Origin of the sequence: Paenibacillus sp. FSL H3-0333, assembly GCF_038002805.1 — a bacterium.
Classification (GTDB): domain Bacteria; phylum Bacillota; class Bacilli; order Paenibacillales; family Paenibacillaceae; genus Paenibacillus_AQ; species Paenibacillus_AQ silagei.
The window spans coordinates 4,607,084-4,630,246 of record NZ_JBBODG010000001.1; the positions used below are offsets into that span (position 1 = coordinate 4,607,084).

The 23,163-nt window shown below is 53.4% G+C and carries 23 protein-coding genes; 5 read left to right on the forward strand and 18 right to left on the reverse strand.

All coding sequences use genetic code 11. From position 1 onward, the window contains the following. Positions 1 to 2: 2 nt before the first annotated feature. From MHH78_RS20590 to MHH78_RS20605, 4 genes are all read right to left on the reverse strand, one after another. A complete protein-coding gene (locus tag MHH78_RS20590) occupies positions 3 to 278 on the reverse strand; it encodes an HNH endonuclease (protein WP_341168645.1) in 276 nt (91 codons plus the stop codon). After that, positions 238 to 723: a hypothetical protein gene (locus MHH78_RS20595; RefSeq protein WP_341168646.1), complete on the reverse strand. Its 486-nt coding sequence runs from the start codon at positions 721 to 723 to the stop codon at positions 238 to 240. The genes MHH78_RS20590 and MHH78_RS20595 overlap by 41 nt, the downstream gene beginning before the upstream one ends. Next, positions 724 to 2,841: a hypothetical protein gene (locus MHH78_RS20600; protein WP_341168647.1), complete on the reverse strand. Its 2,118-nt coding sequence runs from the start codon at positions 2,839 to 2,841 to the stop codon at positions 724 to 726. A gap of 157 nt (positions 2,842 to 2,998) precedes the next feature. After that, on the reverse strand, positions 2,999 to 3,481 hold the full coding sequence (locus MHH78_RS20605) for a GNAT family N-acetyltransferase (RefSeq protein WP_341168648.1): 483 nt from the start codon (positions 3,479 to 3,481) through the stop codon (positions 2,999 to 3,001). Positions 3,482 to 3,672: 191 nt separating this feature from the next. Between MHH78_RS20605 and MHH78_RS20610 the strand changes: the two genes are divergently transcribed. Beyond that, complete coding sequence (locus MHH78_RS20610; protein WP_341168649.1) at positions 3,673 to 4,260, forward strand: hypothetical protein; 588 nt, start codon at positions 3,673 to 3,675, stop codon at positions 4,258 to 4,260. A gap of 1 nt (position 4,261) precedes the next feature. Here MHH78_RS20610 and MHH78_RS20615 read toward each other — a convergent pair whose 3' ends face one another. After that, on the reverse strand, positions 4,262 to 5,179 hold the full coding sequence (locus MHH78_RS20615) for a class I SAM-dependent methyltransferase (protein ID WP_341168650.1): 918 nt from the start codon (positions 5,177 to 5,179) through the stop codon (positions 4,262 to 4,264). A 190-nt stretch (positions 5,180 to 5,369) separates the two neighbouring features. Next, positions 5,370 to 6,755, reverse strand: coding sequence for a sedoheptulokinase (locus MHH78_RS20620; protein ID WP_341168651.1), 1,386 nt, complete (start codon positions 6,753 to 6,755; stop codon positions 5,370 to 5,372). Positions 6,756 to 6,890: 135 nt separating this feature from the next. Between MHH78_RS20620 and MHH78_RS20625 the strand changes: the two genes are divergently transcribed. Next, positions 6,891 to 7,649 (forward strand): SDR family oxidoreductase, encoded by a 759-nt coding sequence (locus tag MHH78_RS20625; protein WP_341168652.1) that lies wholly within the window; start codon positions 6,891 to 6,893, stop codon positions 7,647 to 7,649. 394 nt (positions 7,650 to 8,043) lie between these two features. On the opposite strand, the gene MHH78_RS20630 is transcribed toward MHH78_RS20625, so the two are convergent. The 5 genes from MHH78_RS20630 to nirB form a co-directional block, all read right to left on the reverse strand. Further along, on the reverse strand, positions 8,044 to 8,364 hold the full coding sequence (locus MHH78_RS20630; protein ID WP_340753733.1) for an iron-sulfur cluster biosynthesis family protein: 321 nt from the start codon (positions 8,362 to 8,364) through the stop codon (positions 8,044 to 8,046). Positions 8,365 to 8,598: 234 nt separating this feature from the next. Then, positions 8,599 to 9,366, reverse strand: coding sequence for a uroporphyrinogen-III C-methyltransferase (cobA, locus tag MHH78_RS20635; RefSeq protein WP_341168653.1), 768 nt, complete (start codon positions 9,364 to 9,366; stop codon positions 8,599 to 8,601). Next, the gene (locus MHH78_RS20640; protein ID WP_341168654.1) at positions 9,363 to 10,250 is read right to left on the reverse strand and encodes a formate/nitrite transporter family protein; all 888 of its coding nucleotides are present in this window, start codon (positions 10,248 to 10,250) and stop codon (positions 9,363 to 9,365) included. Before MHH78_RS20640 ends, cobA begins: the two co-directional genes overlap by 4 nt. 37 nt (positions 10,251 to 10,287) lie before the next feature. Beyond that, complete coding sequence (gene nirD, locus MHH78_RS20645; RefSeq protein WP_036694211.1) at positions 10,288 to 10,599, reverse strand: nitrite reductase small subunit NirD; 312 nt, start codon at positions 10,597 to 10,599, stop codon at positions 10,288 to 10,290. 18 nt (positions 10,600 to 10,617) lie between these two features. Then, positions 10,618 to 13,047 (reverse strand): nitrite reductase large subunit NirB, encoded by a 2,430-nt coding sequence (nirB, locus tag MHH78_RS20650; protein ID WP_341168655.1) that lies wholly within the window; start codon positions 13,045 to 13,047, stop codon positions 10,618 to 10,620. Positions 13,048 to 13,386: 339 nt separating this feature from the next. Between nirB and MHH78_RS20655 the strand changes: the two genes are divergently transcribed. The 3 genes from MHH78_RS20655 (at position 13,387) to MHH78_RS20665 (ending at position 16,951) form a co-directional block, all read left to right on the forward strand. Next, the gene (locus MHH78_RS20655; RefSeq protein ID WP_341168656.1) at positions 13,387 to 13,983 is read left to right on the forward strand and encodes an ANTAR domain-containing response regulator; all 597 of its coding nucleotides are present in this window, start codon (positions 13,387 to 13,389) and stop codon (positions 13,981 to 13,983) included. Between the two features lie 12 nt (positions 13,984 to 13,995). Continuing rightward, positions 13,996 to 15,051: an anthranilate phosphoribosyltransferase gene (locus MHH78_RS20660; protein ID WP_341168657.1), complete on the forward strand. Its 1,056-nt coding sequence runs from the start codon at positions 13,996 to 13,998 to the stop codon at positions 15,049 to 15,051. Between the two features lie 208 nt (positions 15,052 to 15,259). Then, the gene (locus MHH78_RS20665) at positions 15,260 to 16,951 is read left to right on the forward strand and encodes a collagen-like triple helix repeat-containing protein (protein ID WP_341168658.1); all 1,692 of its coding nucleotides are present in this window, start codon (positions 15,260 to 15,262) and stop codon (positions 16,949 to 16,951) included. Positions 16,952 to 17,056: 105 nt separating this feature from the next. Here the strand turns inward: MHH78_RS20665 and MHH78_RS20670 are convergent, their stop codons facing one another. The 7 genes from MHH78_RS20670 to MHH78_RS20700 all read right to left on the reverse strand — a co-directional run bounded on the left by MHH78_RS20670 (position 17,057) and on the right by MHH78_RS20700 (position 23,143). Further along, positions 17,057 to 17,560, reverse strand: coding sequence for a DMT family transporter (locus MHH78_RS20670; protein ID WP_076078136.1), 504 nt, complete (start codon positions 17,558 to 17,560; stop codon positions 17,057 to 17,059). An 18-nt stretch (positions 17,561 to 17,578) separates the two neighbouring features. Next, positions 17,579 to 18,004 (reverse strand): DMT family transporter, encoded by a 426-nt coding sequence (locus MHH78_RS20675; RefSeq protein WP_341168659.1) that lies wholly within the window; start codon positions 18,002 to 18,004, stop codon positions 17,579 to 17,581. Positions 18,005 to 18,189: 185 nt separating this feature from the next. Continuing rightward, entirely contained in the window at positions 18,190 to 18,591 is a 402-nt protein-coding gene (locus tag MHH78_RS20680; RefSeq protein ID WP_341168660.1) for an NUDIX hydrolase, read from the reverse strand. Then, positions 18,584 to 20,620 carry a translation factor GTPase family protein gene (locus tag MHH78_RS20685; protein WP_341168661.1) on the reverse strand — a complete coding sequence of 679 codons (2,037 nt, stop codon included), beginning with the start codon at positions 20,618 to 20,620 and terminating at the stop codon, positions 18,584 to 18,586. The genes MHH78_RS20680 and MHH78_RS20685 overlap by 8 nt, the downstream gene beginning before the upstream one ends. Positions 20,621 to 20,629: 9 nt before the next feature. Continuing rightward, positions 20,630 to 21,613 (reverse strand): aldo/keto reductase, encoded by a 984-nt coding sequence (locus MHH78_RS20690; RefSeq protein WP_341168662.1) that lies wholly within the window; start codon positions 21,611 to 21,613, stop codon positions 20,630 to 20,632. Between the two features lie 102 nt (positions 21,614 to 21,715). Continuing rightward, positions 21,716 to 22,006 (reverse strand): hypothetical protein, encoded by a 291-nt coding sequence (locus tag MHH78_RS20695; protein WP_341168663.1) that lies wholly within the window; start codon positions 22,004 to 22,006, stop codon positions 21,716 to 21,718. A 303-nt stretch (positions 22,007 to 22,309) separates the two neighbouring features. Next, on the reverse strand, positions 22,310 to 23,143 hold the full coding sequence (locus MHH78_RS20700; RefSeq protein WP_341168664.1) for a GNAT family N-acetyltransferase: 834 nt from the start codon (positions 23,141 to 23,143) through the stop codon (positions 22,310 to 22,312). Between the last annotated feature and the right edge of the window lie 20 nt (positions 23,144 to 23,163).

Consider the following 23,163-nt stretch of genomic DNA (forward strand, 5'->3'; position numbering starts at 1 on the left):
AATTACTCTCCTTCTCTATTTTTTCCATTTACTGCAGACTGACCTCCAATATGTCTAAATTCTCTATGTATGTCTTCATCGACAAGAATCATTGTCTTTCCATCTTCATGGTGATGCCACGTGTAACCTTCGGGAGGCTTATTAATTGCTGGCACAGGTGGATCAGAATCCTTATTAAGACCTGCTTCTAGATTTGCCTTTTTGAAATCTTCTTGAGGATTTTTTGGTACAGTAACATCAATAGTCTCTAGGATTCTTATAACACCAATCCGGGTCATACGGCAGAGATTTTAGCTTCCTCATGTCCTCCAAACTATAGACCCAATGATAACCTCCCAACCAATAATATTGTTTTGGATTTAGCTTCAAGTATTCATAAACAAAGCTAAAAAGCAGTTGCTCATTATCATCAACATCCTCAATACAACCAACCTGATACAAATTCAGTGAAGGATTCAAGCCAGAAAATTGTCCGTCATTGTAAAACGCCAGACCGTCATTCTCAACTCCATCTATGTACATTAAAAATTTATTTTCTTCAGTATCTGGATGGTACATAATACTTATAGTTGTATATTTAAAATGATTATCTTCAGTAAAGTACTTTTCATTCTTATAAAAAAGCATGGCATCAGATTTAAATGAAGCTAACATTACTGACGATAATAAATCATCTAGTGAATAAGTGTCTCTTTCAACTAAAAAAAATGATGAAGTTCCCATCTACATTAAAACTCCTTTCAATTCTTCAAGTGAGTTCACTACAATTGCACCCATATCTTTAATCTTATTTAATTTTAGTATTTGTTCAGGCGCTAAGTTAACCAACGGTTCTTCAATGTAAACAATAACTTTTTTATTCTCTGGATTCAAAAAATCTTTGTGAGTTGTCTTTGTATACTTTTCAATTTGCTCCACTTTTAAAGCGCCAGCAGATGCTTTTACTTCAATAATTTCATCTTTTGTCATCACATCAAAATCCCCAGCTGGCGTTTTATCAGCCCTCTGAACTTTTTGTCCAAAACCTGTAACTTCCTTTTGTTCCGAAACAAATTTTGCAACTTTCCCCTCTGTAGCTTTTCCTATATTAGGACTATTAAGGAACGTCTCAATATCACGACTAATATTTTTCGGATGTTGATCAGACCAAATTACTTCATTTCCCGAAGGGTTCGTATATTTTGTTTTATTCCCGTCTTTAATTACACTCCCAATACTATGCGGTTCTCCCTTCCCCTCCACCCCATCCATATACCGCTGCTGCACCGGCGTCTTCGGCAAGGCTGGAGTATCGGGGATCTCCCCTATCTTGAAAACAAACCCTTCCGGCGTCTGCACCACCAGACCCAGATTCGGAAGCTTCTGCCTAATCCCTTGCAGGGCATCCTTCGCCGCTTGGCTGACGGCGTCTTCTACCTCGCCTAGGACTTTCCCCACTTTGCCTGCTTTGGTGACCTGGAATCCGGGGACCAGAATCGACGCAACCGAGCCCAGCATTTTCGCTTTCTCTTCCGGGGTGCCCTCATCAAATTGATGATACGCCATCTTCGCCGCTTCCACCAGCACTTCGGGATGGTCAATCAGATATTGCGCTTGCTGCTTCATTTTTGTGGTGGTTTTGACCGGGTCCACAACTAGCTTGAAGGCAAAGGTTGCCGTATCCGCCACGCCCATGACGACCTCTTTCACCAATCCTTCGGTAAAAGCCAGCACCACCGTATCCGCCTGACGGACCTTGCTCTCCCATTTCGTTAGCCCGTAAGTCTCCTCTAGCCACCCCAGATAACTGGTGTACATCGGGGTGAGATATTCATTCGGCACATAGACTTTCGCTTGATAAAAGTCCCACGTAGTCTCATTTTCCTTGTTGTCTGCGGTAATTGGCGTGCCGTCCGGCAATGTGAGCGGCGGCCCGTTCAACCGCCGCTGCGCTTCGATCTGCTCTTGAACCTGCTTAAGAGCCGCTGCGATCTGAATTTCCTGCCGCTTCGCCGCAAGCTGACTCCGCGCATATGCTCCGGCGGCGGTTTTCTCCATCGCCAGCCGCAAAAGCAGTAAATATTCTTCGTTATGTAGTAAGGGGACCTTGTCCACCGTAATCGACGGATCATACTCACAGGCGGTAACTGCTGGTTGCTTGTAATGGGCGCTTAGATCCTTGCCGGATTCATAATAGATCTCGGCTACGCCTAGAGAAGCCAGCTTCTGCCGGGCTTCTTCGGCCTTCGCATGAACAGCCTCCATCTGCGCCTGATTGCCGAACGCCTGATACACCTTGAAGGCCGTCTGTGCCTTTGCGATCTGATTACGCGCTGCGAAGATATCGTTCAGTTTACTTTGTGCAGCTATACTCTCTACGGTCAAGAGGCCCGAGGTTTGAATAACATTCCTGAGCTGCTGCACCACCGGGTCCCTGCTGAGTTCATCTTTTCCCGATAAAGCGGCAATCGAAGTGATGAGATTCGTCGCACTTCGCTGCACAAATTCAGGGATGGAGATCCGTCCGGCTGCTGGTTGCAGCCCCAAGCTTCCAAAAGCCGCGAGCAGCAGATTAAATTGGCCTGTCAGCTTGTCTGCCTGCCGCTTATTCTCTTCCTGTAGCTCCGATACGCCTCTTAGGGCGACCCGGATAATATCCTCTAACTTCTCCGCTTCTACGGTTAATTCATTAATCAGGACCTGAGCACTGACAAGATGGTCGCCCATGGGAATGCCGCCCCAGCTACTGGACTGGCCCTTCAATTGAAGATATAACCGGTTGGTGTCCTGACTCACCTGGCCAATCTTCGACTGTAGGCGCCTGACTTCATCTTCGTTAAATACAAGCTTCGTGGAAGACACTATGATCCCTGCTTCCTTCTCCAGAATGGATTCCAATGTACAATATTAGGATTCAATATATATCCATTATTGATATACATATCCCTTTATTATCGGATTTATTTTCCATTAAGTTTATAGAAGTGAATTCTTCATAGTGCCCGTATTTCCACAGCAATCAGATATGTAAGTCTCGAATATACCATGCATCGCAGGCATAATGCTCTGAACCGTCCATCGGGCCGTCCATCCGGCTGAACCCGTGCTTGACATAGAAGCGGCCAGCGGCCTGCATCGTCAGCAGCGTCTCCAGGTAACACTTGCGGTAATGCTGCTTAGCGAAGGCAAGCGCCGTATCCAGCAGCTTTGCTGCAACGCCTTGGCCGCGGATGGCTGCGGACAGGTACATTTTCTGCAATTCACAGATCTGCCGTGCTTCGTCAAAAGCCGCAATTCCGCAGCCGCCCAGCACCTGCCCATCCACTTCAACAATCCAATAAGCCCGGTTTGCCGCGCTATTATAATAGGTATATAAGTCTTGCAGGCTGTCATCTGCCCAAGCCAAGCCTTCGCGGTTGCCGCCGAATTCAATCAGGCATTCCCGGATAATCCCCTCAATGGCTGCATTATCCCTGCGCTCAATGGGACGGATGGTGATCATATGGTAGTCCTCCTTTTACCCTCTATCTTCTTCGTTTCCTGCTTCAATATATAGATAATCTATCATATCATTACCTCGTGATCGCTGTCACACACTAGCAATGGCCAGGCTCCCCCTCCAGTCGGCTCCTTCCCGCTGAACGATTAGCCTGCTATACTGGGATTTGCAAGTAGGATAAGGAGTGAGAACAGATGAACAAGCTGGTATTTTTCCTCGGACCCGGAGGGGCGGGCAAAACCACACTAGCCAAGGCTGTTGCAGCCCGGCGTCCGGCGGCGGTGTTCGATATGGACATTCTGCTGCGTCCGGCAGCAACCGCGATCATGACTATGCATGGGCTTGACCCTGACGACAGGGATTCCGATGAGTATAAAAGACTATGCCGCGACCTAGGCTACCGCATTACCATGGATGCAGCGCTGGATAATATCGGTCTGTCCAGCGATATCTACGTGGTGGGTCCTTTTACCAAAGAAGCGGCCGATGCGGAGTGGATCGGCCGCGAGCTGGCGCGCATCGGGCGCACACTGGAGGAAGTCGAGGTCAAGGTAGTCCTGGTAGGACTTGCGGATGCAGCCATGTTCCGTGAACGGCTTGAAGGCAGACATTCCGCGCTCGATGCCTGGAAGTTCGCCCATTGGGAGAATTTCAGCGCTTCTCTAGGTCTCCGCACCGTAGCCTGGCCGCTCCCATCTGCACAGGTGGCGCAGATCGACAATTCCCATCCTGACCGGAATGTCGCTATAGCGGCGGTGGAGGCTTTTATTTATGGAGAGTAAGCTACCGCTTAACCGCATGAACATAATGAATCGTCTCAAAAGCGCTTAGAGCATCACTCCGGCCGCTGAAAAACCTCTCGTTGATCTCAACCGGAGACAGGTGCTCGTAGACTAGCAGCCCGGCCTCGGCCAGCAGCTCCTCTATCTCCGAATAGCTGAACCAGGATTGCATGGGCTCGCCGCTGGCAGCAGCCATTTGCACCATTTTAGCCACCCGGCCGGACACGCCCTGCTCTTCCATTAGATACTCATCTGCATAATCCAGAACGATAGAGCTTCCTGAGGGAACTTTTGCGAGCAGCTCCTTAATCAGGCGGGCATTCTCCTCCTTGGTAAGGTAGTAGGATACCCCCAGCAGGCTGAACAAGGTCTTAGCTTCGGGATCGAATCCCCGATTAAGCAGACTGGAATAAGAGAATTCGCCCGTGAAGTCCATGGGGACGAGATGAAGATTGCTGGGAACCTCAAGCTGTGCGTCCTTAAGCCTCTGCTGCTTGGATGCCTGGGTAGCAGGAGCATCTACTTCAAAAATCGTGAGCTGCTCCATAAGCGTAGGATAACGGTAGGCAAAGCTGTCCAGCCCCGCGCCAAGAATTACATACTGCTTCAGCCCGAGACTCACCTCATGCAGCACAATAGCCTCACAGTAGGCAGCACGTGCCAGCGGTGTGGGCGATAACTGGACCTGGACAATCCATCTCAAGATGGCTTCAGGATCATCCGGGTACCTCTCCGCGATCTCAGGATTGAAGAACGCAATCCCTTGCACCATATTCCTGCGGATATCCGCGAACTCCTGCGGTGATATCAGCTTCGGCGCCACATCATCATTGAAGATCTTTGGACTGTCAAATTGACTGTGATACGCACGGCCAAAAGCGGCCACTAAGGCAGTCATGCTGGACTTGTTCTGCTTCATTCGTGATTCCTCCATGCAAAAATAAGATTCCCCTGGCCAGGAGAACCTTATTATATACACAAACTATTAATATGTAAATTATAGCATAAAAAATATTTTTTGTCAATGATAGATGTTACAATATTCCTTGTTCATCCTTGGTTTAACAAGCCCATTGGTCACTTTTTGAGACAGCCCCCTTCCCGTTAACTCAGCTAGGCTCTGCTCTAAGATAAGCACCAGCTTCACTGAAGCTGGTGATCTCCCCGCTGCCGACAGCGGCACAGAGCGCCGCCCCTACCGCCGCTTCTTCAGCATGTTCACCAAGCTCAAGCGTTAGTCCGAAGGCCGCTTCGCCCTTGGCGCACAGGACCGGATTACTCCGCAGCGCATTGCCTGATCCTATAAGGCGGCTGAATGTGCCCGCGCCCTGCTGTTCCAGCTCTGCCAGGAAACCGCGCAGTTCATCTACCATCCCTTGCAGAAAAGCATGGGCCAGCCCGCCGGGAGTAAAATTCTCCAGCGTGATTCCCTCCACACTACCGCGCTTCTCCGGGTCTGTCCTTGTCCCCAGGAACTGTGTGTTCACCGTAAGCCCTGTGATGCCGCTTCCCGGCACCTCTTCATTGAGCAGCCTGGACATCAGGGAATAGACATCTGTCGGCGCTTCTCCCGTGTATGCGGTGATCAGCTGCCGGAAGAATCCCTCCAGCAGGGCATAAGACTTGCCTCCGCTCAGGGCTGCGCCAACCATCAGCACCCCGCCGCCAGGGAACGGTCGTACCTCCATCGCGGAAGGAGCTTTGGCGCAGTCAGGCAACCAGGCCGAGAGCTGGCTCCCTGTGCCAATGTTCAGCAGTAGAGATTCTCCGGGCTGCGGCACACTGCCCAGGAAGCTGGCTTGATTATCCCCAAGCGAAGTGTATACGGGAATGCCTTGTGCCGTGCTGCCGATTGCCGTCCCGGAGGGGACGACCTGCGGCAATAACGAACAATCGATGCCGGCCATACCAATCGCGTTTCTATCGAAATCCCCTGTCCCCAGACTGAAGCCCCCGATCCCCGCTGCCTGCGTTGCATCAATCAGCGGCACTTCACTGTTCACCAGCCTCATCGCAATATAGTCCGCAATTGTGCAGAAGCTGACTGCGCGTTCAGGGACAAGCTGCCCGGACACATTATAGTAATGGGTGGCGAGTCCATAGCCGGGAGCTACAATGTACCCGGTAAGATCACTGAACTGCTGCGCATAGGTAGGACTGTCCATCCCTCCGGTGAGCTGTCCCGCCCGTCCATCCTGCCAGGTATACAGCGGACCTGTTGCCCTCCCGCTTTTATCCAAATAGACAATGCCATGCATCTGCCCGGTCAGGCCAATTCCTGATACATCCGGCTGCTTCGCCAGCAGACGTTCAAGTATATGTTCCACCTGCTTCACAATCAATTCCGGGTCCTGCAGCCGCTCCCATTCCTGATTCAGGCTGAACGGCAGGCTCGCTTGTGCTTCCGTTATACTATACAGAATCGTACGTTTCTCCAGATCATAGAGCAGCCCGGAGATGGATGTAGTTCCGATATCTAGTCCAGCCGTAATCATAGGCTCCATCCTCTTCCCTGTTGTATAGCCCATATGTTAAGCCTTCGCGATGGATAGCGTCAATCGGGCGCATAAAACACTATGAAGCAAAAGATACTAGACCAGAGAAAAATAACTATACACGGAGGTACATATATGAGACTTCACAACAAAGTAGCAGTAGTGACCGGGGCGGCATCCGGGATGGGGAAGGCGATTGCCGTCCTGTATGCGAAGGAAGGGGCCAAGGTCGTAGTGGCGGATATTCATTTGGAGGCTGCGGAGACGGTGGCCGGTGACATTAAAGCTGGCGGCGGGGAAGCCCTGGCGGTACAAGCAAATGTTGCAGAGGAGTCTGATATCCAGAATCTGATCGACAGTACAGTCAACACCTACGGCACGGTAGATATTCTGGTGAATAATGCGGGGATCATGGATAACTTTGAACCGGCGGGTGATATTGAGGATGAGAGCTGGGAGCGGGTTCTCGCTGTCAATACAACTTCGGTGATGCGTGCTACGCGCAAGGTACTGCCTATTTTCCTGGAAAAACAACAGGGTGTTATCATTAACGTTGCCTCGGTAGGCGGTCTGTTCGGTGCCCGTGCCGGGGCGGCTTATACAGCCTCGAAGCATGCAGTTATCGGCTTTACCAAGAACACCGGATTCATGTATGCTGCCAAGGGAATCCGCTGCAATGCGATTGCGCCGGGCGGTGTGGAGACCAACATTGGTTCAACCATGACCCATATCAATCCTTTTGGCATGGAACGTACACAGCCGGGCATGGCGCTTAATCCACGGATGGGCCAGCCCGCAGAAATCGCACAGCTAGCCTTGTTCCTGGCTTCAGAGGAAGCAGGCTTTGTGAATGGGGCAGTCATTACCGCAGACGGCGGATGGACTGCTTATTAAGCTGAGGACCTAAAGCGAAATGAGGGGCACTATTGCGAAATAGCACCCTCATTTGCAACCTTTGGGCCGCATCAGGACTGGATGCTGCGGCGTCCCCATTTCAATTGTAATCGGTTTTTCGATTACATTTGGCCTACACGGCGTCCCCAGTCCAATTGTAATCGGTTTTTCGATTACATTTGGCCTACGCAGCGCGCCTAGTCAAATTGTAATCGGTTTTTCGATTACATTCGGCCTACACGGCGTTCCCAGTCCAATTGTAATCGGTTTTTCGATTACAATCAGCTCACGAGTCTCCGCCATGCCCGATATGCTCGGTTTTCCCTTAAATAAAGGCCATCCCCCGTCACTCTGCGGGCAGATGGCCTCCTTGCTTATGCTACCTTTATCTCCTTCAGCCCCGTGCATCCTGCACCCTGATATTGCTCCCGAACAAGGTGGAATCACTCGTCAGCTTGTAGGCCGGATACCCGGCCTCTGCTTCGAGGCGCATAACGTCATCGAACAGCAATTCCTGCTGACGGTCACAGAGGAAGGTGAACGGCTCGGTCTGAAACACAATATCGGTCGGCGAAGGCTCGCTGACTACCCGGATGACCAGCATGCCATTACAGCCGCAGTCCTCCGTATCGTAGAACATTTTGAATTGCCCGGGCTTCCCGGCCAGGCTCTGCTCCAGCCGTTCGCGGGTCATTGCATTAAGCTCAATCTGCATCTGTAATTTCTCCCTTCAGGACAACCTGTCCGGTATGCTGTATCTGTAGGCGACAAGTATAGTCCCTAATCTGCGCAGACCCGTGTGACAGCAGTCACTGTGAATGTGAAAATATAACTTTCTGCGCACATGACACATCAGCGATGAATTCTTCCCCCTGAATATAACACAGAAACAGGCGCTGCCATAACCTGGCCTACCGCCCGGAGATGTCAACGCCTGCCCTATTCTGCTTCACCCGATCTGCGAGCGTACGGCTTCTTCCAGATTCAGCAGCTCCGTTCTGACCTGGACTACCTCGCCGATTATGATCATGGCCGGATTGCTGATCTTCATCGCGGCGGCGACCTTGTCGATATTGCCAAGCGTGCCGGTCACGATCCGTTCGCGCACCGTTGTTCCGTTCTCAATTAAGGCAACCGGGGTCTGCGGATCTTTGCCGTGTACCAGCAGTTCCTTGCAGATCTCCCCCAGCTTGCTTACGCCCATATAAATCACAAGCGTATCCACACCATGGGCCAGCGCATCCCAACGCAGCGGCGAATCTTGGGTCTGGCAGCGGCTGCCAGTCACGATGGCGAAGGAGGCCGCCACACAGCGGTGAGTCAGTGGGATGCCGGCAGAAGCGGCTGCGCCCACCGCCGAGGTGATTCCCGGAATCACCTCATAGGGAATACCGGCTGCAGCTGCGGACAACGCTTCCTCCCCGCCCCTGCCGAACACGAACGGGTCGCCGCCCTTCAGCCGGACTACATGGCTTCCAGCTGCGGCATGGCGGATCATCAGCCGCTCTGTCGTCTCCTGCGGCATCGAATGCAGACCCGGCGCTTTGCCGCAGTAGATGCGCACGGCATCGCCTCGGGCATAGTCCAGCAGCTCCTCGTTCACCAGCCGGTCGTACAGAATCACATCGGCACATTGAATGCGCCGCAGCGCCTTCAATGTAATCAGCTCGGGATCACCCGGACCTGCGCCTACAATAGATATGCTGCCCTGCTTCATACGCTTTTCTCCAGGGCAGGTGTGCCCGCGAGCCCCGCCTCTCCGCGTCCCGGAAGCTCTGCTGCCGCAGTTGCTCCGGGTTTGCTGCCTTTTTGCGACCTGCTGCCTTTTTGCGATAAATAGAATAGCAGGCCCGTGAACAACAGCCCGCCCGCGAAGTTGCCGAGCAGCACCGGAATGCCGTTCCAGATCCACCAGTCCGCCATAGTCACATTCGCTCCAAGCATCATCCCCGCCGGAATGACGAAGAAATTGACAACCGTGTGCTCGAAGCCTTGTCCGAAGAAGGTCAGGATGGGGAGCCACATGGCGAGGATTTTGCCGGAGGTGGATTTCGAGGTCATCGCCATCACCGCACCCAGTGTAACCATCCAGTTGCAGAGCATCGCCTTGATGAAGGCCAGCACGAGTCCCTCTGCCCCCAGGCTCTGATAAGCCGTTGTCTTCCCTTCACTTGCTGTAATCAGTGTCTGCACCATGGGGTTCGACAGATCGGTACCCATCCTCGTAATCGTCAGCCCGTATAATGCGGCATAGACGGCACATCCGATCAAATGTCCGAGTATGACCCAGAAATAGTTCCCCAGCATGCGCCCGATGGTGGTCTTCTTCTCCAGTACGGCCAGCGGAATCAAGGCGAAGCTGCCGGTAACCAGCTCCAGCCCGAGAAGAATAATCATCACGAAGCCTACCGGAAAAAGAATCGCGCCCGCCATAGGGATCTTGGTCTGTGCCGCTGCGGTGAAGGCCAGTGTGGTAGCGCATGCCAGAATGGCACCTCCGAGACTGCCGCGTACAATGAGCTGCATGATGCCCAGTTCTGCTTTGGTTTTTCCCGCTTCAATCATGGAGCCCAGCACTTCGCCTGGTTTGACATAGTCCATTATGAATCCCCCTTATACGTGTACATGTATGAAAGAATTAGATCGTTAAGTACAAGCTGCCTGTGGCGTGATCGACTTCCACCTCATAGGTGGTCACATGGCCCGTATCGGGGGCCTGCACCTCGCCAGTATGCAGCTCGATCCGCCAGTCATGGAGCGGGCAGTGCACTTTGGAGCCGCAGACCATGCCCTCCGAGAGCTGCCCGCCCTTGTGCGGACAACGGTTCTCCACCGCCAGAACCTCTCCGCTGCTAAGCCGGAACAAGGCAATCTCGGTATCGCCTACCCGTAATTTACGTGATCCTTTGATATCTACCTCATTCAGGTTGCCGATTAGCAGTTTGGTCATTGTCATTTCGGTTCCTCCTTAGACCGTCTCGGGTAACGAGATCGCTTCAAAATTCTTGCGCAGCTCCGGGGTATTCACAATCTGCTTCCATGGATCGGTAGTCAGGCTAAGCGTCTTCTGAATTCTCTCCACCAGCGCCGCCCGTTCCTCCGGGGATTCCAGCGCCTGCTTGATGCTGTCCAGGCCCACTCGCTCAATCCACTGTGCGGTCCGCTCATTCCATCCGGCTTGCTCGCGGTAGTATTGCAGGAACGCACTTGCCCATTCCAGCACCTCATCATCGGTCTTCACTACGCAGAGCAGATCGGTCGCCCGGACATGAACGCCGCCGTTGCCGCCGACATGCAGCTCCCAGCCGCCGTCAATCGCCACCACCCCGAAGTCCTTGATTGTCGCTTCCGCACAGTTGCGCGGACACCCGGATACAGCCAGCTTCACCTTCCCCGGAGCATTCAGCCGTTCAAAAGCCTTCTCCAGCCGAATTCCCATCCCCAGCGCATCCTGGGTCCCAAAGCGGCAGAAGGTGGAGCCTACGCAGGTCTTCACAGTGCGCAGCGTCTTGCCGTAGGCATGGCCGGAAGGCATATCCAGCTCCTCCCACATCTTCGGCAGATCCTCCTTCTTCACGCCCAGCAGATCCAGACGCTGCCCGCCGGTGAATTTGACCAGCGGCACATCGTATTTCACCGCGACCTCCGCTATCTTGATCAGCTCCGCCGGAGAAGTGACCCCGCCGTAGATTCTTGGCACCACAGAATAAGTTCCGTCCTTCTGGATATTGGCATGGTAGCGCTCATTCGTATATCTGGATTCATTCTCATCCACGTATTCCTCCGGCCAGAGCATGCCCAGGTAATAGTTCAGTGAAGGGCGGCATTTCGGGCAGCCTTCCTCGTTGCTCCAGGACAATACATGCATGACTTCCTTCACCGTGGTCAGCTTCATCCGCTTGATCTCGGCGACAATCTCATCCCGGCCCAGCGTCGTGCAGCCGCAGATGCCCTCTTTGACCGTAACGGCAGCCTCTCCGGCGTAGAGCTGGAGCAGTCCCTCTACCAATGGCTTGCAGCCGCCGCAGGAGGCGGAGGCTTTGGTGCAGGCTTTGATCTGTCCGGCACTGGTACAGCCGCCGGCGGTAATCGCTTCGGCAATGGTTCCCTTCGTTACTCCGTTGCAGCCGCAGATGATCTCGTCATCAGGCATCCCTTCCAGCCGGTTGCCCTTGGGCGAAGCCAGCGCATCAGCCGGAATGCCGAGCAACAGTTCTTTCTCGCGTCCCTTAATATTCTCGCCCTTCTTGATCATCGAGAAGAGCTGCGCGCCGTCATTCGTATCGCCGAACAGGACAGCGCCGATCAGCCTATCCTCCTGGATGACCAGCTTCTTGTAGATCCCCTCCGTCTCATCCTGGAATCGGAGCGCCTTCGTTCCGGGCTGCTCGTTGTATTGTCCCGCCGAGAAGACATCTACACCAGATACCTTCAGCTTGGTCGAGGTGACTGAACCGGCGTAGCCCTCTGTGGGAGCGCCTGCCAGTCTTTTGGCCAGCACAGCGCCTTGCTCATACAGCGGGGCTACCAGGCCGTAGGCAATGCCGCGATGCTCTGCACATTCCCCGACGGCGTAAATGCCGGGCAGGCTGGTCTCCATATAATCGTTCACCACGATGCCCCGGTTCACCTCAATCCCGCTGCTGCGGGCAAGCATAACATTCGGTTTGATCCCGACCGCCATCACGATCAGATCGGCCTCCGCCATCTCGCCGTCTGCGAACAGCAGGCCTTTGACTCTCTTTTTGCCGAGAATGGCTTCCGACTGCTTCTTCAGCAGGAACTTCATCCCCTGAGCCTCCAGCTCTCCCCGCAGCATCCGGGATGCCGCCTCGTCCAGCTGACGCTCCATAATATACTCGTGAATATGAACTACCGAGACATCCATCCCCAGATGCAGCAGCCCTCTGGCCGCCTCCAGTCCGAGCAGACCGCCGCCGATGACGAGCGCCTTGCTGTATTTTTGCGAGACGTCCTGCATGATTTGAGTATCCTTGATGTCACGGAAGGCAATGACGCCCTCCTTCTCTGTTCCGGGGATCGGCAGCATGAAGGGATTGGAGCCGGTCGCCAGAATCAGCTCGTCATACACGGCGGTAACTCCTTTATCCGTATAAACTGTACGCGCAGCAGTATCAATAGAAGTCACTGTGTGTCCCGTGTATAAGGTAATATTGAAGCTGCGGTACCATTCGAGATCATTAATTACGATTTCATCCAGGCTTGCCCCGCCTGCCAGTACGGAAGACAGCATGATGCGGTTATAATTGGGATAAGGCTCTGCGCCAATAATTGTAATCTCGTACGCCTCCGGCGCCAATTTGAGCAGATGCTCTATGGCTCTGACCCCTGCCATCCCATTGCCGACTACTATCAGTTTTTTACGCTTCACTGTCATCTGTATCTCTCTCCTCTCCAGGTGCACAACAGAAATAGCCCGCTTCACTCCGCCCGGAAAAGATACATTTCCCGTAAGCGATATAAGTGAGAGCAGGCGCCATTGCCGCTTCAGCCGAATACATCGTTGTATTCGTGAATTGTTGAATTTGTTAAAACGACTATACTACAGCCGTCTACAATACGTCAATATTTATGACATATAAAATTTAATTAATTTAATTTATCGACAATAACGCTGAATTCGTGTTATATAATATAACATAGTCTATCCTGTAATTGGATTATCTGCAATCATACAAGATGTCTCTATTCTTAGGTAAAAGGAGCGTCGTCCCCCATGCATTCCCTGTTGGTTATAGAGCCTGCCGGAACAGAGAATCCCGCAGAAGCGCGCTCCTCTGATGGGCCTGATCACATCTTAAGCTCTTGCGGCTATGTAGTTGGAACCGCAGCGTCACCGGAGCAGGCCGCTCCGTTCATCGGCGATACCGACGCCTTCATCCTCCATCTTCCGGTGACGGATATCAGCCACTGGAGATCCCTGCTGGTGCGGCAAAGGATCGCGCCGGTCATCTGGTGGTGTACCCCGCATACCGCTAACCTCTCCGTCTCTGCCTGCGGCGACGAAATTATCGTGGACGGCATTCTGTCCCCTGCCATGGAGCCGCCGGAGATTCACTGGACGCTTCATTTCAGTGCCAGGCAATGCTTCGAGCGCAAGCAATGGCTGAAGGAACGGGAGCAGCTGCTCTCCCGGATCGAGGAACGCAAATGGATTGATATGGCTAAGGGCATTCTGTCCAAGGCCAAGAATATCAGCGAATCGGAAGCCTACGACCTGCTGCGCAAGCAGGCGATGAATGAACGCAAACGGATCGTCGATGTAGCAACCTCCATCGTCAAGGTCTACCAGATGCTGCAGGATCAAACTTAAGGAGAACGCCATATGATTAATATTCTCAAGGAAGTTGCCCGCGGCAAACGCGGTGCGAAGGATTTAAGCTACGGGGAAGCCGAATATGCGGCGGAAGCCATACTCACCCGGACCGCTTCACCGGTCCAGATCGGCGCATTCCTGATCGCAGAGCGCATGAAGCTGGAGAGCCTGGAGGAGCTGGAGGCTTTTGTGGCAGTCTGCCGTAAATACGCCTTCCGCGAGCCTGTTCACCAGGGAATCGACTGCGCCGGTCCGTATGACGGCAGGGTTCATTCGTTCATTGCCACCTTCCCTACGGCTTTTCTGCTGTCAGCCGCAGGTCTGCCGGTTACCCTGCATGGTTCAGCGGGCTTGCCGCCCAAATGGGGCATTACGCTACAGGATATGATCCAGGCCAGCGGAGTGGATGTAACCGGACTGAGCCGCAGCGACGCGGTTCATGCCGCCGAAGCCAGCGGGGTTCTGTTCGTGAAGTCGGAGCAGTGGTGCCCGCCGCTGGGGGAGCTTCGCGGACTCCGTGAGGACATTGGCATGCGGACGATTCTCAATACGGCGGAGAAGCTGATTGACTATTCCTGCTCACCGTTTATTGTATTCGGGATATTCCATAATACGGTATTCGACCGGATCTCCCGGCTCATTGTGAAGCTCGGCTATCAGCGGGGGCTGGTGGTGCAGGGTGTGGAAGGCTCGGAGGATCTGTACATTGACCGGCCGAACCGCGTATACCGGATTCAGGATGGAGCGGCGGAGCTGGATATCATTGACCCCGAGGCGCTTGGCCTGGAGGTGACACTGCCTGAGGAGCAGGAGTGGACATCTCTGCGGCAGCTCCGTATAGCAGAGGAGGTCCTGCAAGGCGGCGGGCACATGGCCTACTACAACCAGACGCTGCTGAACGCCGCTGCGAGACTGCATGCCGCCGGGCGTGTGAATTCTATTGAGGAAGGCGTCTATACCTGTAAGCCTCTGCTGGATAACGGGCGGGCTTGGATCGCGTATTCAGAATGGAAAAGTGCAATACTCTGCAGCACAGCGGCTTCTCTGGGGCAGGCGCAGGCTTGACGGACACTAACTCTAGCAATGAAAGCAGACTGATCATCAGTCTGCTTTTTTAGTGCGACATTCAGCTACTTTTGAAAATTCTAATCTCCTAATCTCATCTATTTGTCTATTTTATGGCATCTATGAACCTTTCACCTTTCCTTGAATATATTAAACAACCGGGATTCGAGTGCTTTACACAATTATCAGATTATTAGGAGGAATGACAATGGCTGTTCTATCCACTGGTCCCATTGAAAACAATCCAGTAAATGGGACAAGACCCACCCTATCATTAACCGTTAAGCTCGAAAATAGAGACCCTTCCAATTTTGCCTCAGTAACGATTCAAGGATATATGCTGAATGGAAGCCGAACATTGTATGTCAGTGAATCTATTTCGCTTGCACCAAATGCGGTAGCCACTAATAATTATTATGCGAATTTCAGCTTTGACTTTGTGATCACCTTCACAGGTGTAAGCTCCGCGAACTTCGCAGCTTCATCATGGGGCAAAAGCAGTACCGGGGCGCTTGTTACAGCTCATCGTTTAGTAGCTTCAGAAATGCTAGGAAGTGGAACTGGCATACCTGGGGCGACTGGAGCGACTGGATCCACAGGGGTGACCGGGGTGACTGGGGCTACGGGGGTGACTGGGGCTACCGGATTGACTGGGGCTACAGGCGTTACGGGAGCTACAGGGGTGACCGGGGTGACTGGGGTTACGGGGGTTACGGGGGTTACGGGGGTGACCGGGGCTACGGGGGTGACTGGAGCTACAGGTGCTACGGGAGCTACAGGGGTTACCGGGCTGACTGGGGCTACAGGCGTTACGGGAGTGACCGGGGCTACGGGGGTGACTGGAGCTACAGGGGTGACCGGGCTGACCGGGGTTACAGGCGTTACGGGAGCTACAGGGGTGACCGGGGCTACGGGGGTGACTGGAGCTACAGGTGCTACAGGTGCTACAGGAGTGACAGGGTTGACTGGGGCTACAGGAGAAACTGGTCCCTCTGGCAGTGCGACTGGAGCGACGGGTGCCACTGGACCGACTGGAGCGACTGGAGCTACGGGGACTGGAGTTACTGGGGCTACGGGTGTTACAGGGGCTACGGGGGCGACTGGATCTACGGGGGCTACAGGTGTTACGGGGGCTACAGGGGCTACTGGGGCTACTGGTGTTACTGGAACCACAGGGGCTACGGGAACAGTACTGCCAGATCCTTTTCAGGTATACGTCCAGGCAGGAGCCGTTGGGGGAAACGGGACACAAGCGAGCCCCTTTGGTACCATTCAACAGGGAGTAACTGCCGTATCCCCCAATGGAACGGTATATATTCTGGGCGGGACGTATCCAATAACGGCTAATATCGGAATTAGTAAAGCAGGTGTAACCATAAAAGGATTTCCAAATAGCCTGATTATTCTTCAGGCGGCGGTCATCGTCTTCACCGTTACCGGCAGCGGCGTGACGATCGATGGACTGACCATAACGAGTGATAACCCGTATGCTGTTGAGTTCATTCAAGTGGCGGGAACCAATCACACCATCATCAATAATGTGATCTATGGTCCGCCGCAGGCCGGACCTTCCTCCGGCTGGGTAGTAAACCGGGGGTTAGTGTCAGCTGCCAACAACATGACCAATTTGATCGTGCGGAACAATGTTTTTTATTCTTTGCGCCAGCCTGCCTATTTCAATCAGAATGCAACGGGTGAGATCATTAATAACATTGTTTACAATACACGCGGCTTCGTAAATGACCGGGCGGTTCTAGTCTATTCAGGCAACGCCTGGGGCAGTCCGGTGAATGCTGTGGATATCGCACTGCTCGTTGGAACGATTACAGGTCCTCCGTTTGATCCGTTGACAGATCTTAGCGCGAATAACAGCACCGCTACAATTCAGGATTCCCGTTAACCAAAGCTGCCGTTATCTGTATACAATAGAAGCGCATGTCCGTGTTAGTCACGAACAGCGCTTCTTCTCTGTTTCAGGAATCATTCATTATTGATCGCAAGTATACTATTTCAATTCCACTGCCTGCTTCGTATGATCCGCTCCAGAGTGGTCGTCTTGAGCTTGGGGCTCACGCGCTCCACCCAGCTTGAACACCAATATCCCGCCTACGATAATAAGCACGCCGATCAGCTGGTTGAACGAGAACGGAACCTTTGCCAGGCCCAGCCAGCCCAGTGAATCCCAGAGCAAGGCGAAGCCAAGCTGGGCAGTTAGTACAATCGAGATGGCATAGGTGGCGCCAAGGATTCTGGTGGCCTGGACCAGGCAGATTACGACCCCCACGCCGATCATCCCGCTTAACCAGTACCAGGGCTGCATGTGCTGCAGCGTGAACATATTCTTCCCTTCCATAATCAGCCCCATGACAAGGGAAGCGGCGAAGCCCATGCCCAGTACTAGTGTAGTGGTCGACCAAGAGCCTGTATGCTCATTGACTTTGGCGTTGAAAATATTCTGTAAACTGACCAGCGCGCCCGCGATCAGTGCAAGTACTAATCCTGTTAACATATCTCTTGCCCCCTTCGTTTAGAACTTCAGTACGACTACCCCGAGAATCATCATCCCGATGCCGATAAACTGCGGCAGCTTCATTTTCTGCCGGACGACTCCGAACCAGCCCCTGATATCAATGATAAAGGTCAGACAGAGCTGGGCAATCAGCAGCGCCGAGATCGTAAGCGTAACCCCAATGTTCTGAATGGCCGTCACCTCACTGAAAATCACGAAGGCAGCCAGACCGCCGCCGCTGATGTATAACGGATGTACCTTGCGTAAGCCGTGCTTTTTGCCGTCCCGTACCACCAGCGCTATCGCTAACGCCATAATGAATCCGGTAAGCTGGGTAATGGTGGCCGCCTGCCACGTGCCGATATCCTGGCTGATTCTGGCATTGGCTACCCCCTGAAGTGTAATGCAGGCCCCGGCCAAAAATGCGAATAGTATCCCTCTCATCTGTCTCTCTCCTCTTTTTGCTTCTCTGTACTTATTAAAAGCCAGTTCGCCGGATTCGGGAAGGACATATGTCCTATTCGGTAAAAGTGTGCTTGCTGCGCCGCCTGCATCGCCCTGCTAAAGAGACAACAAGCCCGTTTCAGGCCGGGTTTCGGCTCAAAACGGGCTTACTCTCTCTTCTATATTCAGGAGATGAGACTCATCTCCCGCAGCTTGTCCATGATGATGACGCTGACCGCCGATACCCGGTCTATGTCCTTATAGGTTAACCAGGCCAGCTCTTCAATCTCCGAAGCCGGGGCAAGCTCGCCTATGAAATCTGCGGTCAGGCAGGTCATCCGTACGAGGATACCTTCCGCTTTGCCATGTGCCGGGGCTTCGAAGCTTCCAAACTCTGCAATCGTCTCCGGCAGGATCTGCACCGACAGCTCCTCCTCAATCTCGCGGACCAGGGTCTGTGCATCCGTCTCACCGGGCTCCCGCTTGCCACCGGGGAAATAATAGGTGTCCTTGCCTTTGGAACGCGCGCCCAGTACCTTGCCATCCACAACATAGATCCAGGCTACCTTATCTATTACATTAGTCATTGTCAATCTGCACCTTTCCTTCTACTTCACGCTGAAACGGTACTGCTCTCTTAAGAACCGTGTACCCGTTCCTGCTTGCTGCTTGAATATGCATATGCTGTCCGGCCTCTTCCCAGGGTACAGCATACCCCTCACCCTTGGCGCAAAAAATAGACGCCGAGGAGTAGGCCGGATCTGCATTTTTATTATAATTCCGCTGCTCCACCACCGTCTTGGTCTGGTGGCAGCGCTCATATCCGGCCACTCTGAGCGACATCGATCCCTTGCCCTGCGTCATCGCCGCCAGTCTCACCCCGTAATTCATGAAGCTTGCCGCCGGAACTGTGCCCGTAATTACCGCTTTGGACGGTGTAATATCCGGGGGATTGAAGCGGCCGCCGGCCTGCTGGATATCACTCATAACCTTTCCCACATCGTCCGGATCTATCCGGATCTTCAGGTCGTAGACCGGCTCCAGCAGCAGATTCTCTGCCTGCTCCAGCCCTTGGCGCAAGGCGCGGTAAGCCGCTTCCCGGAAATCGCCGCCGCTCGTATGCTTATTATGCGCCCTTCCCGTAAGCAGGGTGATCTTCAGATCCGTCAGCGGGGAACCGGTCAATAGGCCGTGATGGCCGCTCTCCAGCAGATGCTGCTCAATCTGATGCTGATAGCCTGCCGCCAGATCATCCGGGTGGCAGCAGTTCATGAAGGTGATCCCGCTCCCGCGTTCCCCGCCCTCAAGCATCAGATGAACCTCGGCGTAGTGGCCCAGCGGCTCGAAATGCCCGCAGCCATAGACCGTACCGGCAATAGTCTCCTTATAGAGAATCTCCGGCGCGCCAAAAGAGATCTTAAGCTGAAACCGCTCCGCCACAATCTGCTCAAGAATTTCAAGCTGTATCCCGCCCATCACTTGAATATGCAGCTCCTGAAGATCTTCATCCCAGCTTACATTCAGTGACGGATCTTCCGCGCCGAGCTGTCCGAAGGCATGCATCAGCTCCTTCAGGTGCACGGGCGGCTTGAAGAGCACCTTGGATTTCAAGGTGGGAATAAGTCCGCTGCCCTGAGCATCCTGAAGTGCGCCCACACCCGCACCCGGAAGTGCGGAGCTTAGGCCGACAACGGCGAACAGCTCCCCGGCGGCAGCCCAGTCAGCAGCGCTATAAGCAGTACCGTTGTACTTGCGGATTCCGGTAATCCGTTCGGATATTTGTTCTGCTTCGGGTCCATACGTCAAGAACTCCCGGTTCTTCAGCACGCCTTGTAGAGCTTTGATGTAGGTGATACGTGTACCTCTGGCATCGTGGCGGATCTTGTAGACCCTCCCGGCAAAAGGCAGCCGATGATCGTACTCCGTGAAGGAGAGCGCATCCAGAACCTCCAGAAATTCACCCACGCCTTGGTCCAGCAGCGCAGAGCCGTGCATACACGGAAAAATCTCTCCGCGCTTCACCATAGATCTTAGCGCACTGCGGCAATCGCTGTCCGTCAGCATGCCTTCAAGATAAGGTTCCAGCAGCGCATCCTCGCGTTCGGCAAGGAACGATTTCATCTCCTCGGTCCACGCCGCTTCCGGCTGCTCCGGCAACAGCAAGGCATCACCGCTAAGCAGCTGCCGGATCTCTTCCAGGACTCGCTCAGGATCACTGCCTGCACGGTCGGTTTTGTTAATGAAGAACAGGGTGGGAATCCGGTGCTGGCGCAGCAGCTGCCAGAGCGTTTCGGTGTGGCTCTCTACACCCTCCACCGCGCTGAGAATTACCACTGCATAGTCCAGCACTTGCAGACAGCGCTCCATCTCCGGGGAGAAATCGACATGGCCCGGCGTATCCAGCAGGAAATAGCGGGCATCCTTATAGGTGAACTCCGCCTGATCGGCGAAGACGGTAATCCCGCGTGCTTTTTCAATCTCATGGGTATCCAGGAACGTATCCTGATGGTCCACACGCCCCCTGCTGCGGATGGCTTCGGTATGGTAGAGCAGCTGCTCGGCGAAGGTCGTCTTCCCGGCATCTACATGGGCGAGCAGTCCGACAGTTATATTCATACGGTACTGCTACACCTCTCCACGGATATATGGAACCACTTCTGACTGGTAAAAGGCAGCCAGGCGCTCCATATCCCCTGGGCTGAAGGAGGGTACATCCAGTGTGGCCAGATTATCGTTCACCTGAGCCTCATTCTTGAAGCCCGGAATCACACAGCTGACAGCCGGATGGTCCAGAATCCAGCGCATGGAGGCCCGTGCCATATTGCCGCGTCCTTCAGCGATCCACTCCAGCTTCTGCGCCAGCTCCACTCCCTTACCAAAAGGCAGCCCGGCAAAGGTCTCGCCCACATTGAACTGCTCCCCGTTCGCGTTGAACCTGCGGTGGTCGTTCTCCTGGAAGGTACTGGACGCTGTGAACTTGCCCGTCAAGAGACCGCTGGCCAGCGGCAGGCGCACCAGAATTCCCGCACCCTTGGCCGCAGCCTGCGGCAACAGCTCCTGTGCCGGCTGCTGGCGGAACAGATTGAAGATCACCTGGAGTGCCGCAACGCCAGGATGCTCCAGGCAGAGCAAACCCTCTTCGATGGTCTCTACGCTGACGCCGTAGTGGCGGATTTTACCCTCAGCCTTCAACTGGTCCAGCGCCGCGAACACACTGCCATCACGCAGAATCTCCATCGGCGGACAGTGGATCTGATACAGATCAATCGCTTCCCGCTCCAGACGCCGTAGGCTCTGCTCACAGTATTGGCTAATCCGGCGTGCGGAGTAATTCTCCGGGTCATGGATATCACCGGCGCGGCAGAACTTCGTGGCAATATGTATCTCATCCTGCTTGCCCCGGGTCGCCTTGGCGAGCAGCTCCTCCGCATGGCCTCCGCCATAGACATCTGCGGTATCGAAGAAATTCACGCCCTGCTCCATCGCCGCCTGCAAGCCTCTCAGCCCGTCCTCATCCTTGCTATTCCCCCAGTCCCCGCCAATCGCCCAAGTGCCAAAGCTGACCTCACTGACAGACAGACCCGTATTTCCCAGCTCGCGGTATTTCATCCTATGAACCTCCGTTTATGAGTTTGTGTGGAACCGTTCACAACTCTTCTTATTATGAAGGGTTTGGGCGGTCAGGTCCAGTTGGTAGGCCTGAATGAACATTCATATGGACTTCCCGCCTGCGATCTGGACGATCTTCTGAATCGCGCCGGGTACTTCATCGCTGTCGTTGATTACAAACAGATACTCCGACTCCCTCTCCGTTGGCGGCTCAGCCTGCCCCTTCTGTACATCCGCGATTTGCCGGGTCAGCACTACATCGAAGCTCTTTGATTTTCTAAGGATAGCTGTGCTCCGTTCACTACTCGCTATACGCGAATACAGCAGCTCATCGGGCAGATTGAAATATACCAGCACACTAACCAATCCCTTCTGGTGAAACCAATCCAGCATTCGCAGTCGGCCTTCCCTATTGGAGTAATTGTTACACATGATGATGTGCTGCTCCGTCTCATGAACGGCAATCCACTAACGTCCGGGTCAGAGCATCCTTGAGCGTATTCGTCCCCTGCTTGGGCAGCAGACTTTCGTACTGAGAGTTAATGAATTCAGCAACATCATCCCGGTCAATAACAACCGATTCAGGTAAGCACCGCTCTAATTCTCTGGCAAATGTGGTCTTCCCGCTATGTCGTTTTACCGACTGTAAGGATTGCTAACCTCTTCATCAATATCGCTCCTCTACGTTAATAGGTATTATCCTTCCATGACAAAAGCAAATACCGGATAACTCTCCACCGGCTCGAAGCCAAGCCTCAGCGCCAGCTTATGTGAAGCTACATTCTCATGCGTTGTTTCCCATAAGGGAAGCATTCCCTGATCGAGATAGTGGCTGATTAACGATGCAGCGGCGAGCGTAGCATAGCCCTTCCCGCGCTCCGATTCTGCATAAGTATCTACATCAATGAAGTACCTGTTATTCACGCTGAAGCCGTTATTTTTGCAAATAGAGACCACTTCATCCCTGATCTTCACTACAGCACCAGTGGCTGTCAGCCCAATGAACCTGTCCTCTCTTGCAGACCTATTATGCTCCGGTAGGGTAAGAACAGGAAATTCTTCGTAGGCGACAGATAGATCTCCCTCCAAGGGGATAGCAGCACGCCTGTTTTTTAGCTGAATGAATCGTTCGCTATTGAACTCATAGACCGACTCCATATGTCTGTCTACGCTCAGCCCGGCAATCTCAAGCGTAAGTAGTTCCGTCCATGAATCACTATCATCCGTATAGATCTCGAACCATTTCTCTTGCCTCTGCTGGCAATCAGGTACGACTACCGTCTGCAAAAAGGTCACCAGCTTCAGCCGGTTGATCTCAGTACTGATATCTCCGGCAGCATACATCCATCTCCCCGTAGCCCATACCACAGCCAGTGTCGGCGCTTCCGTATGATCAGCAAATACCCGCCCGGGATAATTCTCCAGCAGGACAGATAAGGCGGGAAGGTGATGCTTTTTACCGGCATAAAAATCATAAACTGCAGCAAAATTCTCAGGTTGCAGCTCCAAAAGCCTATTCAGCTCATTCATTACGCTTTCCTCCATGTATG

Bases quoted from the DNA above. Each gene is read 5' to 3' on its own strand.
- MHH78_RS20695 (WP_341168663.1), bottom strand. From the start codon at position 22,006: ATGCTGGATTGGTTTCACCAGAAGGGATTGGTTAGTGTGCTGGTATAT.
- nirD (WP_036694211.1), bottom strand. From the start codon at position 10,599: ATGACCAAACTGCTAATCGGCAACCTGAATGAGGTAGATATCAAAGGA.
- MHH78_RS20640 (WP_341168654.1), bottom strand. From the start codon at position 10,250: ATGGACTATGTCAAACCAGGCGAAGTGCTGGGCTCCATGATTGAAGCG.
- MHH78_RS20670 (WP_076078136.1), bottom strand. From the start codon at position 17,560: ATGTTAACAGGATTAGTACTTGCACTGATCGCGGGCGCGCTGGTCAGT.
- MHH78_RS20590 (WP_341168645.1), bottom strand. From the start codon at position 278: ATGACCCGGATTGGTGTTATAAGAATCCTAGAGACTATTGATGTTACT.
- cobA (WP_341168653.1), bottom strand. From the start codon at position 9,366: ATGAAGCAGGGCAGCATATCTATTGTAGGCGCAGGTCCGGGTGATCCC.
- MHH78_RS20610 (WP_341168649.1), top strand. From the start codon at position 3,673: ATGAACAAGCTGGTATTTTTCCTCGGACCCGGAGGGGCGGGCAAAACC.
- MHH78_RS20660 (WP_341168657.1), top strand. From the start codon at position 13,996: ATGATTAATATTCTCAAGGAAGTTGCCCGCGGCAAACGCGGTGCGAAG.
- MHH78_RS20675 (WP_341168659.1), bottom strand. From the start codon at position 18,004: ATGAGAGGGATACTATTCGCATTTTTGGCCGGGGCCTGCATTACACTT.
- MHH78_RS20605 (WP_341168648.1), bottom strand. From the start codon at position 3,481: ATGATCACCATCCGTCCCATTGAGCGCAGGGATAATGCAGCCATTGAG.
- MHH78_RS20685 (WP_341168661.1), bottom strand. From the start codon at position 20,620: ATGAATATAACTGTCGGACTGCTCGCCCATGTAGATGCCGGGAAGACG.
- MHH78_RS20625 (WP_341168652.1), top strand. From the start codon at position 6,891: ATGAGACTTCACAACAAAGTAGCAGTAGTGACCGGGGCGGCATCCGGG.
- MHH78_RS20615 (WP_341168650.1), bottom strand. From the start codon at position 5,179: ATGAAGCAGAACAAGTCCAGCATGACTGCCTTAGTGGCCGCTTTTGGC.
- MHH78_RS20655 (WP_341168656.1), top strand. From the start codon at position 13,387: ATGCATTCCCTGTTGGTTATAGAGCCTGCCGGAACAGAGAATCCCGCA.
- MHH78_RS20620 (WP_341168651.1), bottom strand. From the start codon at position 6,755: ATGATTACGGCTGGACTAGATATCGGAACTACATCCATCTCCGGGCTG.
- MHH78_RS20665 (WP_341168658.1), top strand. From the start codon at position 15,260: ATGGCTGTTCTATCCACTGGTCCCATTGAAAACAATCCAGTAAATGGG.
- MHH78_RS20690 (WP_341168662.1), bottom strand. From the start codon at position 21,613: ATGAAATACCGCGAGCTGGGAAATACGGGTCTGTCTGTCAGTGAGGTC.
- MHH78_RS20700 (WP_341168664.1), bottom strand. From the start codon at position 23,143: ATGAATGAGCTGAATAGGCTTTTGGAGCTGCAACCTGAGAATTTTGCT.
- nirB (WP_341168655.1), bottom strand. From the start codon at position 13,047: ATGACAGTGAAGCGTAAAAAACTGATAGTAGTCGGCAATGGGATGGCA.
- MHH78_RS20630 (WP_340753733.1), bottom strand. From the start codon at position 8,364: ATGCAGATTGAGCTTAATGCAATGACCCGCGAACGGCTGGAGCAGAGC.
- MHH78_RS20680 (WP_341168660.1), bottom strand. From the start codon at position 18,591: ATGACTAATGTAATAGATAAGGTAGCCTGGATCTATGTTGTGGATGGC.
- MHH78_RS20595 (WP_341168646.1), bottom strand. From the start codon at position 723: ATGGGAACTTCATCATTTTTTTTAGTTGAAAGAGACACTTATTCACTA.